The organism is Aliiglaciecola sp. (assembly GCF_039982535.1).
Lineage (GTDB): Bacteria > Pseudomonadota > Gammaproteobacteria > Enterobacterales > Alteromonadaceae > Aliiglaciecola.
On record NZ_JBDWYG010000038.1, the window covers coordinates 286,637 to 301,254 of the forward strand.

The 14,618-nt window shown below is 42.1% G+C and carries 13 protein-coding genes; 5 read left to right on the plus strand and 8 right to left on the minus strand.

Annotated elements, in window-relative coordinates:
* Positions 1 to 3: 3 nt before the first annotated feature.
* Positions 4 to 849: a hypothetical protein gene (locus ABJV04_RS10500; RefSeq protein ID WP_348491469.1), complete on the minus strand. Its 846-nt coding sequence runs from the start codon at positions 847 to 849 to the stop codon at positions 4 to 6.
* Between the two features lie 283 nt (positions 850 to 1,132).
* Between ABJV04_RS10500 and glnK the strand changes: the two genes are divergently transcribed.
* From glnK to ABJV04_RS10525, 5 genes are all read left to right on the plus strand, one after another.
* Positions 1,133 to 1,471: a P-II family nitrogen regulator gene (glnK, locus tag ABJV04_RS10505; RefSeq protein WP_216048856.1), complete on the plus strand. Its 339-nt coding sequence runs from the start codon at positions 1,133 to 1,135 to the stop codon at positions 1,469 to 1,471.
* Between the two features lie 21 nt (positions 1,472 to 1,492).
* On the plus strand, positions 1,493 to 2,737 hold the full coding sequence (locus ABJV04_RS10510) for an ammonium transporter (protein WP_348491470.1): 1,245 nt from the start codon (positions 1,493 to 1,495) through the stop codon (positions 2,735 to 2,737).
* A 283-nt stretch (positions 2,738 to 3,020) separates the two neighbouring features.
* Complete coding sequence (locus tag ABJV04_RS10515) at positions 3,021 to 4,019, plus strand: DUF4382 domain-containing protein (RefSeq protein ID WP_348491471.1); 999 nt, start codon at positions 3,021 to 3,023, stop codon at positions 4,017 to 4,019.
* A gap of 108 nt (positions 4,020 to 4,127) precedes the next feature.
* Positions 4,128 to 5,816: a gamma-glutamyltransferase gene (gene ggt / locus ABJV04_RS10520; RefSeq protein ID WP_348491472.1), complete on the plus strand. Its 1,689-nt coding sequence runs from the start codon at positions 4,128 to 4,130 to the stop codon at positions 5,814 to 5,816.
* Positions 5,817 to 5,862: 46 nt separating this feature from the next.
* Positions 5,863 to 6,786, plus strand: coding sequence for a Dyp-type peroxidase (locus ABJV04_RS10525; protein WP_348491473.1), 924 nt, complete (start codon positions 5,863 to 5,865; stop codon positions 6,784 to 6,786).
* A 149-nt stretch (positions 6,787 to 6,935) separates the two neighbouring features.
* Here the strand turns inward: ABJV04_RS10525 and ABJV04_RS10530 are convergent, their stop codons facing one another.
* The 7 genes from ABJV04_RS10530 to ABJV04_RS10560 form a co-directional block, all read right to left on the minus strand.
* Positions 6,936 to 7,289 carry a hypothetical protein gene (locus tag ABJV04_RS10530; protein WP_348491474.1) on the minus strand — a complete coding sequence of 118 codons (354 nt, stop codon included), beginning with the start codon at positions 7,287 to 7,289 and terminating at the stop codon, positions 6,936 to 6,938.
* Between the two features lie 153 nt (positions 7,290 to 7,442).
* A complete protein-coding gene (locus ABJV04_RS10535) occupies positions 7,443 to 8,000 on the minus strand; it encodes a hypothetical protein (protein ID WP_348491475.1) in 558 nt (185 codons plus the stop codon).
* Complete coding sequence (locus tag ABJV04_RS10540) at positions 7,997 to 9,007, minus strand: transporter substrate-binding domain-containing protein (protein ID WP_348491476.1); 1,011 nt, start codon at positions 9,005 to 9,007, stop codon at positions 7,997 to 7,999. Before ABJV04_RS10540 ends, ABJV04_RS10535 begins: the two co-directional genes overlap by 4 nt.
* A gap of 2 nt (positions 9,008 to 9,009) precedes the next feature.
* On the minus strand, positions 9,010 to 10,299 hold the full coding sequence (locus tag ABJV04_RS10545; protein ID WP_348491477.1) for a hypothetical protein: 1,290 nt from the start codon (positions 10,297 to 10,299) through the stop codon (positions 9,010 to 9,012).
* Between the two features lie 826 nt (positions 10,300 to 11,125).
* On the minus strand, positions 11,126 to 12,226 hold the full coding sequence (locus ABJV04_RS10550) for an adenylate/guanylate cyclase domain-containing protein (protein WP_348491478.1): 1,101 nt from the start codon (positions 12,224 to 12,226) through the stop codon (positions 11,126 to 11,128).
* Positions 12,227 to 12,292: 66 nt separating this feature from the next.
* The gene (hemL, locus tag ABJV04_RS10555; RefSeq protein ID WP_348491479.1) at positions 12,293 to 13,582 is read right to left on the minus strand and encodes a glutamate-1-semialdehyde 2,1-aminomutase; all 1,290 of its coding nucleotides are present in this window, start codon (positions 13,580 to 13,582) and stop codon (positions 12,293 to 12,295) included.
* A gap of 5 nt (positions 13,583 to 13,587) precedes the next feature.
* The gene (locus ABJV04_RS10560) at positions 13,588 to 14,598 is read right to left on the minus strand and encodes an aspartate carbamoyltransferase (RefSeq protein ID WP_348491480.1); all 1,011 of its coding nucleotides are present in this window, start codon (positions 14,596 to 14,598) and stop codon (positions 13,588 to 13,590) included.
* Between the last annotated feature and the right edge of the window lie 20 nt (positions 14,599 to 14,618).

The window sequence follows — 14,618 nt, forward strand, 5'->3', positions numbered from 1 at the left end:
TAATTAGCGTCTATCTTTCGGCTTAATGGGCTTTTTAACATGCTTATCGATGTAAGGCTCAAAATCTTGAGATTTACTGCAATCCATAGTGCTTCCGGTGGTATATTGTAAAACCGTTAGCAGTGTTTTATTTACCGCGGAACTGCAATCTACCCGGATAGTATTTTCTTCCATCAACTTTTCATCTTCGGTTTTATAGGGATCAAATTTAGGTAAATTCAGATCCGGTGATTCCCGTTGTTGACGATAGCGCTGTGCTTCTTGTTCCGCCATCCGTTGATTGGCTTGTGCCGAGTGATCTAACAAGTGTTTTTGGGCCAAATTACGTGACGTCGCAACCGGTGCCTCATCGTCAGACTTATCTGGATAATCAATCGAAGGTAAATCTTCACGCCTAGTGTCATTTTCTATTGTGGGTAGTTCGGGGGTAACAGGTTCAACGATTTCAGGTATGTCCTTTGTTTGGACCTCTTGTTCCGCAGGTATTGTTTCTTGGGCTTCCTCCACCACTACCTCATCGACAACACTTGGGTTTTCATCGACATTGATCTCTTCAACCACGGGGTTACTTTCTTGTTTTTGTTCTATTTGTTCTGGTGGAGGTTCAGGTAATTGTTCCGTAGTGTCAGCTTCAATAGTATTTTCCTGCACTTTCGGTGGTGGAAAAAAGATTAATTTCGCATTGATAGCAGATGTTTCCTGCTCAACTTTTGCAGGAATGTTTATACGCTGTTGAGACAATATCCACCAACCGATTAAAACGTGAGCAAGTACAGAAATAAGCAGTACTTTTTGCAAAGAGTGTTTTTTCGTCTCTGGAGGAATGTATTGTTGGCGTTCAAAATCCAAGGTGCGTGCTATCCAGCATAATTATTGTCAAATTGATTCGACAATAGACTTGCAGTATCTCTTTTAGTTCCCTTTTAGCAACGCTTTTCGATTACAGTGAATTTATGCACCATTTGTGTGCGAAATTTGCCTTTTGCTCGGTATTGGTGCTTTAATTGTAGGTTCAATCCATTTTTTCTAATCTAAGTAATTGATTTTTATGCGTAAACATTAGTGGCATAAGACTTGTTTTAGGAATAGAGCGTTTCAATAAAAACAAAATTAAAATATCGGGAGTAACACAATGAAATTAGTAACTGCGATAGTTAAGCCTTTCAAGCTTGATGATGTTCGCGAAGCCATTTCAGAGATTGGCATTGATGGTTTGACTGTCACTGAAGTTAAAGGCTTTGGACGTCAAAAAGGTCATACCGAATTGTACCGTGGTGCAGAATACCAAGTCGACTTTTTACCAAAAGTTAAATTGGAAATTGCGGTGCAAGACGATCATGTTGAACGTTTAGTTGAAGCTATTGTTAGCGCAGCGAAAACGGGCAAGATTGGAGACGGAAAAGTATTTGTATATGACTTAGAGCATGCAGTACGTATCCGCACGGGTGAAACTGACGGCGAAGCCATTTAAGCAGCAGGGCAGGAGAAAATCATGGAAATTACATTTGAGCTTGGGTATGCACTAGATACCTTTTACTTTTTGATATGTGGCGCATTAGTCATGTGGATGGCTGCTGGTTTTACCATGCTAGAAGCCGGTTTAGTGCGTGCTAAAAACACCACTGAAATATTAACTAAGAATATTACCTTATACTCTGTAGCTTGTATCATGTATATGGTCTGCGGTTATTCAATCATGTACGGTGGCGGTGAATTCACTTTATTCCTTGATGGAATCGTTGGTGATGGTGCTACTGATGTAGCTGAACCAGCAACTTATGCTCCGTCAGCTGACTTCTTCTTCCAAGTAGTGTTCGTTGCTACAGCAATGTCAATCGTTTCAGGTGCGGTAGCTGAGCGTATGAAATTGTGGTCGTTCCTTGCTTTCGCAGTTATCTTAACTGGCTTTATCTATCCTATGGAAGGTTCTTGGACTTGGGGCGGCGAAGCTGTATTCGGTATGTATACCCTTGGCGACTTAGGTTTCTCTGACTTCGCTGGTTCTGGTATTGTACATATGGCTGGTGCAGCTGCTGCATTAGCGGGTGTATTAGTACTTGGTGCTCGTAAAGGTAAATATACTGCTGACGGTAAAATCAACGCGATCCCTGGTGCGAACTTACCTTTAGCGACTTTAGGTACATTCATTTTATGGATGGGTTGGTTCGGTTTCAACGGTGGTTCTGTTCTAGCGACAGCTACTGTAGAAAGTGCTAACGCTGTTGCCGTGGTATTTATGAATACCAACGCTGCTGCTGCTGGTGGCTTAGTTGCTGCTCTTGTTCTAGCTCGCGTGTTATTCGGTAAAGCTGACCTAACTATGGCCTTAAACGGCGCATTAGCTGGTTTGGTTGCGATTACTGCTGAACCTTCAACGCCAACTCCTCTACAAGCTACTTTATTCGGTGCTTTAGGTGGTATTTTGGTTGTTGGAAGTATTGTTGCTCTAGATAAAATGAAAATTGATGATCCAGTTGGAGCTATCTCTGTTCATGGTGTGGTTGGTCTGCTAGGACTTCTATTAGTACCTTTTACAAATGACGGTTCTTCATTCTCTGGTCAAATCATTGGTGCACTAACTATCTTTGTATGGGTATTTGTAACCAGCTTGGTAGCTTGGTTAATCCTTAAAGCTATCATCGGTATTCGTGTAAGCGAAGAAGAAGAGTTTGAAGGTGTAGATATCGGCGAGTGTGGTTTGGAAGCATATCCAGATTTCACCGGTGGCCGTTCTTAATATCTAATATTTAAGGAAACAGCTAGGACGATAAAAAAAATAAGAACAATAACAAGGTCCTAATGTTGTTAAAAACGTCAAAACCCCGCTCACTAGCGGGGTTTTTTATTGCTCGAAAACATACCCTTCACCTACTTCTCCAGCCAACTCTAAGTTGTTGATTAAAAATAAATTACATATTTTTTAACACTCTTAATAGCTAACTTGCTATGAACTAACGCCTTGTTAGTTGTCAGATATGTATTGGCAATTAACCCACAGATCTATTTTTCAAGGAGAAGTGATGAGTTTGAAACCCCTTCAGTCGTCTTTATTATGTTTACTTGTGGCTTTGTCTGCCTGTGGTGGCAATGACGATGGTCTACCTCTTTTTGTCGACCCTATTGATACCCAGCAGCCAACTTTTTCCTTAGCTGTGAGCGACGCCCCGGTAGATGGCCTTTCTGATGTTATTTTGTGTTTTTCGAGCATAACCCTCACGGGGGAGTCAGACGATCTGGTAATGCAAGTTGGTGATGCAGATTTTGGCATTACCGCTAACGATCTTTGTTTGGATGATACTGGCAATATTGTGCCTAATGCCGTTGGTATTAATCTACTTGAGTACAAGGGTAGTGAGTTTTTGTCATTAGTGAATGATTACACAATCGAAGCTGGCCATTACGCACAAATCAATCTTGGTATGACCGATGGTTCCTACGCTGTGGATAAACTAGATTACAGCAAAACCCCAATCAGGGTGCCCTCTAACGAGATTGAGCTAAATGGCTTTAGTGCCGTTGAAAATACTGACGTGGGTTTCACCGTGGAATTTGATTTACGCAAAGCGCTAACTGCGCCAGAGGGACAAACGGGTTATATTTTGCAATCCGACGGAATAAGAATAGTCAATAATCAACAAGCAGGTGATATCAATGGGCTAGTATCTGAAACGCTATTAATTAATAACCTATGTGAGCCGTTAGCGGATATACATGGTAACCCAGCTGCAGTTTATCTCTACCAAGGTACGCAATTAGACATAGATACACTGGCTGATAACGACGGTTCAGAAGGGGTTGCTCCTTATGCAAGCTCAACAGTGTATTTCGATTCCTCGCAAACCCTATATCCCTTTGAAATCGGTTTTGTTCCTTTTGGGAGCTACACAGTGGCGTTAAGTTGTAATATCTCTGATGATCCGGAAATGGATGATGAAGTGAGCTTTTTAGATGTTAAAGAAGTCACTATAGATGAGAACAAGCCCGAGGGCAGCGTCGATTTTGAGGAAGGTTATGAATAAGGACGAACGGTTAGAAACGAAATTTATTTACTAGTTTCTATATTTTCTTTAAACCAAAGGGCGCACAGCGTATCCTCTAAGGCATCTATTAGTATAAAAGGTGGTTTAATGAGATATCTGCCGTGTATCTTCGCTTCATTAATTGTATTTAGTCAATTCAGTTCAGCCTATGATCGTATTACTGGTGAAACCTTTGCTTCTCGATCTGAGGTGATTGCCACTAATGGTATGGTTGCCACCAGCCAACCATTGGCTACCCAAGTTGGGTTAGATATTCTTAAACAGGGCGGAAATGCCATAGATGCAGCCATTGCTGCCAACGCTATGTTGGGGTTAGTCGAGCCGACAGGTAATGGTATTGGTGGTGATTTATTTGCGATTGTTTGGGATGCTAAAACCAAGCAACTTTACGGGTTGAATGCGTCAGGTCGATCTCCTCAATCCCTCACTCTTGAATACTTCAAACAAAATGACATGGAGAAAATCCCCTCCCATGGCCCGCTACCTGTTTCCGTACCTGGTGCCGTTGATGGTTGGTTTGAGTTGCATGGTAAATTTGGCTCATTACCTATGACCGAGATTTTATCACCGACAATTGATTATGCGAAAAAAGGCTTTCCTGTCAGTGAGCTCATTGCTTGGTATATGAATCGCAGTGCACCGATTCTCAGCAAGTATGAGGGATTTGCTGAAACTTATATGCCCAATGGGGCAACACCGAAAAAAGGTGAAGTGTTCGTTAATCAAAATTTAGCAGTTACTCTTGAAAAAATCGCTACTGGTGGCCGAGATGCATTTTACAAAGGCGATATTGCCAGAACTATAGCTGCATATATGAAAGAGCAAGGTGGATTTTTGAGTTATGAAGATTTAGCCAGTCATACGTCAACTTGGGTTGAGCCGGTATCGAGTAATTACCGTGGATATGATGTATGGGAGTTACCACCTAATTCTCAGGGCATTGCGGCGCTACAAATATTAAATATGCTTGAGCAATTTGACATCGAAGGCATGGGCTTTGGCTCAGCTGAATATATACATACTTTTGTGGAAGCGAAAAAACTCGCCTTTGAAGATCGTGCCAAGTATTACGCCGACCCTGCATTCAATGATATTCCCACTGATTGGCTGATTTCCAAAGAATATGCGCAACAAAGATTAAAATTACTCGACCAAAAACGCGCATCTAAGCGCATCGATGCTGGCCTTAATGAAGGTGATACTATTTATCTCACCACGGCTGATAAAGAAGGCAATATGGTGTCCCTTATTCAATCAAATTATCGTGGTATGGGCTCAGGCATGACTCCCACTGGTTTGGGCTTCATTTTACAAGATCGTGGCGAGTTATTCTCTTTGCAAGAAGGTCACTTTAACCTTTATGAACCCGGCAAGCGTCCGTTTCACACCATAATACCGGCATTTGTAACTAAAAATGGTAAACCTTGGTTGAGCTTTGGTGTGATGGGAGGCGGCACACAACCGCAAATGCATGCGCAAATTATTATTAACTTAATTGATTTTGGGATGAACTTGCAAGAAGCGGGTGATGCACCAAGAATATTACACAGTGGTTCTAGCCAGCCGACGGGTACCTCGATGACCGATGGCGGTTATGTGAGCCTAGAAAGTGGTTTTTCCGCTAAAACTCGACGAGAGTTAGTACAAAAAGGGCATGTTTTACGAGATGTGTCGGGAAGCTATGGTGGTTATCAAGCTATTCTCAGAGACCCTAAAACTGGCGTATACTTTGGCGCTTCTGAAAGCCGAAAAGATGGGCAAGCATCAGGCTACTAATGCCATTTTTATTGCTAAAACACTTAAATTAAAAGAACAAAAAAATATGACTGAACCTCAAAAAGGCATTTGTGCGGAACCTAATTTACACGCCCAATACCTGATGTTTAACGTTATCGATGACGATGCGCAAGTTATACGTGCAAAACTCGCACATATTCTAAACATATTTGAACACTATGATGAAGAACATTATGAAGCCATGGTATCTGGTGTAATTGCCATAGGAAATAGTTATTGGACCGATTTATATCCAGGCTTAATTCCCATGGAACTTGCTCCTTTTCCGGATATGGAGTGTGATGACCGCAATGCTCCGGCAACGCCTTGTGATTTATTTATTCAAATTCGCGCTGACCGTGCTGATGTTTGTTTTGCCATCGGCAGTGAAGTGTGTGAATTACTTAAGGGGCACGTGGAGTTATTTGAAGAAGTTAAAGGCTTCCGATATTTGGACGGCCGCGACTTAATTGGTTTTGTTGATGGGACAGAAAACCCTAAAGGTATGCACAAACGTAAAGTGGCCATAGTAGGGGATAAAGACCCTGATTTTGCTGGTGGCAGTTACATTCATATTCAACGCTATCGGACCCACATGGACCGTTGGCAAAGGCTACCGGTTAAGAATCAAGAAGACATTATTGGCCGCACCAAAGAAGACAATGTGGAATATGCCCGCGAAGACAAACCTGCGTTTTCTCATGTTAAACGTTCGGGAATTAAAGATGCCCAAGGTAACAGTCTAGAAATTTTACGCCAGAGTATGCCCTATGGCGATATGGTGGTGAAAGGGCTGTTTTTTGTATCCCTAGCGAACAGTCCAAAACCCTTTACGCAGATGTTAAGCAGCATGGTATTTGGTGACGAAAATGGCGTTTATGATAGGTTACTAGATTTTACCGTGCCAGAAACCGGCGCGGCATTTTTTGCACCTTCTTTAAACTTTATTAAAGCCAACAAAGACAAGTGAGAGAGACGGTTAAAAAGAGGTTGATAACTAAGGTGTCGAACAGAAAGTCGACACCATAAAGTGCTATGTTAATACTGTTTTGTTTTTAGTCGCACCAACTTAAATACTGTCATTTGATTTAACTCAGAAGTAAGTTGATGGCCAGTGCTTTAGTTTGAATCTAAATTAACATCCAATCTATTTGCGAAAGGTTTCTTAGAAAATCCCATGCGCAAAGCCCCATAAGCTAACATAAGAAAGGCAATGCTGATGGCCACCATAGCCGCAAATACCTGTTGTTCGCCGTTAAATACATTGGCTGTAACTAATACCACTGAAATCACCACAACAAACACGGAAATGATGTATTTCGCATGAGATTTTATGATCTCAGATTTGCTTTTGTATATGGCTACAATGGAAAGTAATGCAATTAAGGGAATAATGATCACCTGCTGTAGCGCGAATATGGCAAGCAAATAAGCGCCTAATCCCATAAGTTTTAAACGGTTTGCGGCCTTCATAATAATCACCTTTGTTTGGATTTTAATCAGGATGTCATTGACAACCGCAGCAAACAATAAGACATAGGTCGTAGGCGGGTGCTTTAGCCCCGTGGTTGTGTTTGGTTTTTTTCATGGCCTAAAGGCCATGCTACAGCCCCGCGCAATTAACAACTAATCTATTAAATGGGTATTGTCGCGTTGACGCAAAGCCCCATGAATAGATATCAACGCCCAAATGACTTCTAAGGTGAGTACCGGATAATTTTTATCCATCCATAACTGCGGCGTTAATGCCAATGCGGCATACACATTTAAATACAAATAGGTTTTTTGCGACATTTTCTGAGCGCAAAATAACAAATAAGCTGCTCCAAAGACTAAAGCAGATGTCCAACCTAAAATGCGAATGGCCAGCTCAAATTCATAAAACAGACCGAAAAGAGCGGCAACCCACATACAAGCCACAGTAATTGCCATCATTCGAAATGTAAGCGGTGTATTTTTTAAGGGGATATTGAGCAGCAATAACAAACTAATCACTGCCCAAAAGCCATTTATGACAACGGCTTGCCATGAAGAGACCAATACCGAATTGATTATCAGGCTAGTGGCAGCTATTAAATTTCCAGCATAATAAACCCGTGGAGACCAGTTCGTTACCAAAGACAGATAAGCGTGGTTGAGTAAATATAAAACCGTGCCTATCCAGCCCAAACCTATAGTAATCATGGCTCTAACTGAATATGCATGTTTTTAACCCGCAATTCTTTTCCCACATGGGGACCATTTAAAATAACTACGTTACTAGTTTCCATCATATTCTTGTAAATTCGATCTGAATGGGACGGATTTAAAATCTTTGAACTCCATTGCAGAACTATCACCCTGGTGCCGATGGGAATTGTGTAGTAATCAATACTACCATTTTTGTTGGTAAACTCGCCTAAAATGGCAGGGAAACCCTCAGATGTCACTAAGGTCGCCAAATCTACTTTTTGTTGTAGGTTTTGAGTGGGTTGAAGTTGCGCGTCTTCACCATTTAAGCGCATGGTGATTGCCTGATCAAATTGCTCAATGAGTGCCTTACCTTCAGCCGTTTTACTGGCAATAATGTGTAGACTGGATTCGTCTTTCACATTGTCAACGGGAATAATTAACTGCTTTTGCTCGGCGTAGCGGGTATCCAATAAGTTATTCATCACCCCTTCGGTCATCGGTAGTATTTGCACTTCATTGTTCAATAGGGCGATAAGTGCATCTTCTTCGGTTTCGTATTGTTGTGCATCAGTGACAATTTTGTCGATTTCTTCTCCATAGCTGTAACCGGCCACTTTGGCTATTGTGAGGGATTCATAGTTGTTGGCTAATTCCGAAGACACAAAATGACGATTAAAATAGAGTCGACTGGTCAGGTAAAATATGGGTTTAGAGTAGTAGTGCTTTTCAGCCCTTTGTTGGGTATAAAAATAGGGATAACTCAGATGCGCTTTTTGCCTCTCTAATAACAAGGCTGCATCACGATAGGGCACATAACGCCAGTTAATGTTGACTTGTGCATAGGCCGCTATGGTATCTAATACTTTCGCCGCCCGTCCCATTGGCTCACTTTGTGGATTAATATAGGGAGCCCAAACATCTGTTAGTACTTCAATTGAGGCGTCTTGCGCATAGCCTCTTTCGGTTTGAAACGTGGCGCTTAAAAGCAAAGCCATCAATAAGAATAGTTTCTTGCCCATGATTACAATTTCCTTTTGGCAACAGACATATAAATGAAAGCAAGGGCTATCATTAAACCTATACCAATGCCAAACATGGTATCTGCATCTAAACTGGCGATTAACGTTAGGATCCAAGAAGAGCTTTCGTCGTTGTAATCTAGCGCAGGGCGAGACATGACTTCTCTACTGTGCTGGGAGAGAAATATTAATAATTCGAAAATAGTGAAAAGACTGATGGCGAATAGAATTCTATCGGTTTTGATACTGTTGAGTTTGCTTTGTTTAGAGTTGGCTTCTTCAATCTTGTTTGAACAAATCTCTTTCATGTCATCGCCGTTTTTGATCAACAAATCGAATTCCCATGATTCAAAGATCTCGTCCAAATACTTTCTTTTTTGTCGCGTTAAATACTTTTTGTGTTCATTTATTGAAACTTGATGGAGTTTGGATTGAATTCGACTGTCTTCTAGTTGATTTTGCGCACCTAATAAATTTCCATCTATATAAGCGTGGGCAATAGCTTCGTGTAATCGTAAATTACACTTTTCTTGGGCGGTGTAGCAGTATTGAGCAAGTATCATAGTGTCGATTCGCGGATCACTTTTTGCCCGTTTGTCCACGATTACATAGTTTAGCCAAGTCATGGATTCGGTTTTAACGGGATCGAAATCATTGGCGCTAGCTGCGTTGTCATAGTTGATCAAGTTACAAATTTTATCTGCATCTTCTGGGCATTCTGTTTCCGCTAACCACTGATGTATTAACTGACGGATTTGGGTATCTTCAAGTTGGGTGCGTTGCACATTCAATGAGCGAGCAGTCCAATAAAGTCGTGTTGAACGCGACCTTGGTTTGATTAATAAGGGATTATTGATCTTACTATAAATGTCTTTTATCACCGCTTCTAAGGCCGGTAATGATTCTTGTATGGCAGCTTCCGCCTGTTGTTGAACCTTTGATTCCATGATTTTAACGTCAGTCTGAACCGGCAGAATTAGTTGGCATTCAACTACTGCAAGTTCATTTGGGAAAATATGAAATTTCACCTCAACATTTTCCCACTGTGTCTTCCATAAGAAAAATGACATAGAAGATACATCACTATCTAGGTTTACATATTCTGGCCCATCATTTAGCCAAGTTACACTCTCAATATCTTCCCTTTGACTCAGTGAGGACATGAGTTTTTTAAAATTATCAGATTTGCGGTTAAACCCTCTGATAAGAGAAAAAGGCACGTCTATTGGGGAAATTGTTGTGAAACAAAGTCGATTATTGGAAGGTTCTTGCTGGGGGGAATTTGAAACCACGACTGGCTCTCCTTGCTACTACTGAATGCAATATAGCAAACCTGTAAGTGAATGAAAATCATTGAAAAATTAAGTATTGCCGTGATAACGGTTGGTTGATCGTTTTTTGTACGTAAATTGAGTGTGGACGAGGGCTTTAGCACAGCGAAAGGGATGTTTTTTCAAAACATGTAGGCGGGTGCTTTAGCCCTGAGGATGTGTTGGGTTTTTTTCATGGCCTAAAAGCCATGCTACAGGTGGATGTTTGATTGCCTATTACCTGTAGGCGGGGGCTTTAGCCCCGAGAATGAGGTTTGGTTTTTTTCATGGCCTGAAGGCCATGCTACAGGTGGATGTTTAATTGCCTATTACCTGTAGGCGGGGGTTTTAGCCCCGAGAATGAGGTTTGGTTTTTTCCATGGCCTAAAGGCCATGTTACAGGTGGATGTTTGATTGCCTATTACCTGTAGGCGGGTGCTTTAGCCCCGTGGATGTGGTTGTTTTTTCCATGGCCTAAAGGCCATGCTACAGCGGAATGTTTGATTGCCTATTACCCTGTAGGCGGGTGCTTTAGCCCCGTGGTTGTGTTTGGTTTTTTCTATGGCCTAAAGGCCATGCTACAGGTGGATGTTTGATTGACTATTACCTGTAGGCGGGTGCTTTAGCCCCGCGGATGTGGTTGTTTTTTTCCATGGCCTGAAGGCCATGCTACAGGTGGATGTTTGATTGCCTATTACCTGTAGGCGGGTGCTTTAGCCCCGAGAATGAGATTTGGTTTTTCCATGGCCTAAAGGCCATGCTACAGGGGGATGATTGGAGTCGTAGACGGGTGCTTTAGCCCCTTGAGTTACAAGTCTGCGGCACCATCCCAATCGAGGGAAACTAGGGAGCTTTTTATGGAATGACACTGGGCGATATGATGGGCAACTAAATGGTCATCTGGATTCAACATCCGCGCTTTTTCAAAACAATTTAAAGCTTCATCCCATTGTTGAGACTTGCGATGTTCCACCCCTTTTTCAATCCAAGGTGCGGTTTTCTTTCGTAACGCGATAGTTTCTTCAGGAAGATGATTGAGTATTTCATACACTTCCACCGGATTTTTGCGGCCTTTAACTCTGACCCAATCGAGAAACCTGTAGCTAAACTTCTCTTTAGCTGCCGCAGTTTCCAATAATTGGGAACTGACTATGATGTCCGCCCCTAATTTAGGTGCTAGGGACTCTAAGCGGTAGGCTATATTAACGCTATCGCCGATCACAGTGGTATCCATTCTATCATCAGAGCCCACAGTGCCAATAATTACGGGCCCAAAGTGAATGCCAACACCGATATTTATGGGCGGGTAACCACTGTTGTGTCTGTGTTGATTATAAACGTTCAAGGCATAACGTAAATCGACAGCGGCATTGAGAGCATCAATGGCCTTATCTCGATTTGTGCCTTTGGGATGGTCAAATAACGCCATGATCGCATCACCAATAAACTTATCAATGAAACCACCATTTTGATGAATGGGGTCATTCATTCGCAAGAAATAGGAGTTGAGAAACTTCATCAACTCTTGCGGTGTCATCTTCTCCGATAAACCGGTAAAACCACGAATATCGGAAAACAGAATAGCCACTTCATCTTCATCGGCACGACCTAACTCTAAGGTGTCTGAACCATGCTTAGCAAAATGCTCAACAAATTGTCGAGGTACAAACTTTTGAAAGGTTTGTGTTAAGCGTAAGGCTTCATCTGCTTTGGATAAAAATCGTTGATCTGCTTCGTTGGCGCGCAGGGTGCTTTGCACCTGCGTTTCCATTTGGGCATGGTTTTGAGCGGATTGGTTTGGATTAGTTTGCTGTTTTAAGATTCGTTTTAGACGCAACAATGCCGCAGCCATAATGATTATTATAATCACTAAAACTAACGGCAGAGGTTGTAAAATTTGTTGCAACATTTTTGCGTCTTTTTCTTATTATTTTGTGAATGTTGTATTCAACCTAACACAGCATCTCTTTTAAACCTATTCGGCTGTTAATTCAGCGAAGACTTGTTTGGTAATTTGCAATGTCTTTTCAACAATATCCATATCATGCAATGCAGACACAAATCCTGCTTCATATGACGCTGGAGCCAAATAAACTCCTTTGGCTAACATGCTATGGAAAAAACGATTAAACATCTCGGTGTCGCAATTAATCGCTTGTTGATAATTGGTCACTTTCTCAATGTCCGTAAAGAAAATCCCAAACATACTGCCGGCATAATTCACTGTCATCGGAATACCATGTTCCAAGGCTAAGGACTTTATTCCTTCCGCTAGTGTTTTGGTTGCAAGGGTGAGTTTGTCATACAAGCCAGGCTCTTGAATTTGAGTCAGGGACGCTAAACCAGCCGCCATGGCAATTGGATTTCCTGACAAGGTACCCGCTTGATAGATAGGACCCGTTGGGGCAATTTGTTGCATAATTTCTGCTTTGCCGCCAAATGCGCCCACTGGCATGCCACCACCGATAACTTTTCCTAGGCAAGTTAAGTCTGGAACAATGGAATATAACTCTTGAGCGCCACCACGACTGACTCTAAAACCAGTCATAACTTCATCAAATATTAAAATACTGTTGTGTTGGTCACAAATGTCTCTTAGACCTTGTAAAAAGCCATCAACTGGTGGAATACAATTCATATTGCCAGCAACGGGTTCTACGATAATACAAGCAATATCATCACCAAACTCGGTAAAGGCTTGTTTCACGCTGTCGATATTGTTGAATTCCATGGTCAAGGTATGTTGTGCCACATCAGCAGGCACACCAGGGGAGCTAGGTACACCTAAGGTCAAAGCGCCCGATCCGGCCTTAACCAGCAATGAGTCTGCGTGACCATGGTAACAGCCTTCAAATTTAAGAATTTTGTTTTTGCCCGTTACCCCTCTGGCTAGACGTATGGCGCTCATGGTCGCTTCTGTACCTGAGTTCACCATACGCAACATTTCCATTGACGGAACCAGTTTATTAACCATTTCCGCCATGGTCACTTCAGATTCTGTAGGAGCACCAAAACTAAGGCCATTTTCCGCAGCGTCGATAACCGCTTGACGTATTTTCGGGTTGTTATGGCCTAGCACCATAGGTCCCCAAGATTGCACATAGTCGATGTATTGTTTGCCATCTGCATCGTAAATGTATGGTCCATCGGCTTTGACGATAAACGGCGGAGTGCCACCAACGGCTTTAAATGCTCGTACTGGAGAGTTAACACCGCCTGGGATGTGCTTTTGTGCTTGTTCGAACAATTGTTGTGATTTTTGCATGTAATTTATAATCTCTTTGAACTATACCAATGAACGTCACGATCGTATTTTGACACTAAATTCTCTACCCCAAGGGTCAGTGCAAAAAGCGCCATTCTGACTAATACGCCGTTATCAGCTTGCCTGAAAATGGCTAAATTGGGGTGTAAATTCAGGTCATTGTCTAACTCATTCGCGTCGGCTCGTGAGTCCCGTGGAAGTGGGTGCATAATGACGGTTTTAGATTGGAAATGTTTAGTGTAAATAGTTTGGTTTAAACGAAACTTTCCGCGATATTTATCTGCTTCAGCTTGAGTTTCAAAACGTTCTTCTTGAATCCGAGTTTGATAACAGATGTCGGCATCTACACTGCCTTCAAGCTGATCTGTTACTTTAACGCTATGACCTGCGTCGCGGATCACCTGTAAAATTGCCTCAGGCATGGCCAGCTCTTTGGGGGAAATCAGAGTGAAACGAACATTCTTAAATAAACTTAATAATTTTGATAATGAATGCACCGTACGACCATATTTTAAATCACCAATCATGGCAATATGAATACCGTCAATTTGTCCACCGTGATATTGCTGCTCTTTACTAATGGTGTATAAATCTAACAGAGCTTGGGTCGGGTGTTCATTGGCGCCATCACCACCATTAATCACTGGAACTCGACTGCCTTCTGCAAATTCAGATACTGAACCTGATTGCGGGTGACGCATGGTAATAATATCGGAATATCCGCTTAATACTCTGGCAGTATCGAACAAAGATTCGCCTTTGGCCAGCGCCGAACTACTCATGCCGGTGGTCTCTCGCACTTCACCGCCAAGTAGGTTAAATGCAGTACCAAAGCTAACTCGTGTTCGAGTACTGGCTTCAAAAAATAGGTTGCCCAAAATCGCTCCGTCCAACACTGTTGTACGTTTTTGACGAAGCGCATAGGGTGTCATCTTATCAGCTACATCGAATATCGCCTGAATAGAATCACGGTCGAACTGATTAACTGAAAGAATGTGCTGACCTTCAAAATTCATCGCATACCCTTATGTTTAAT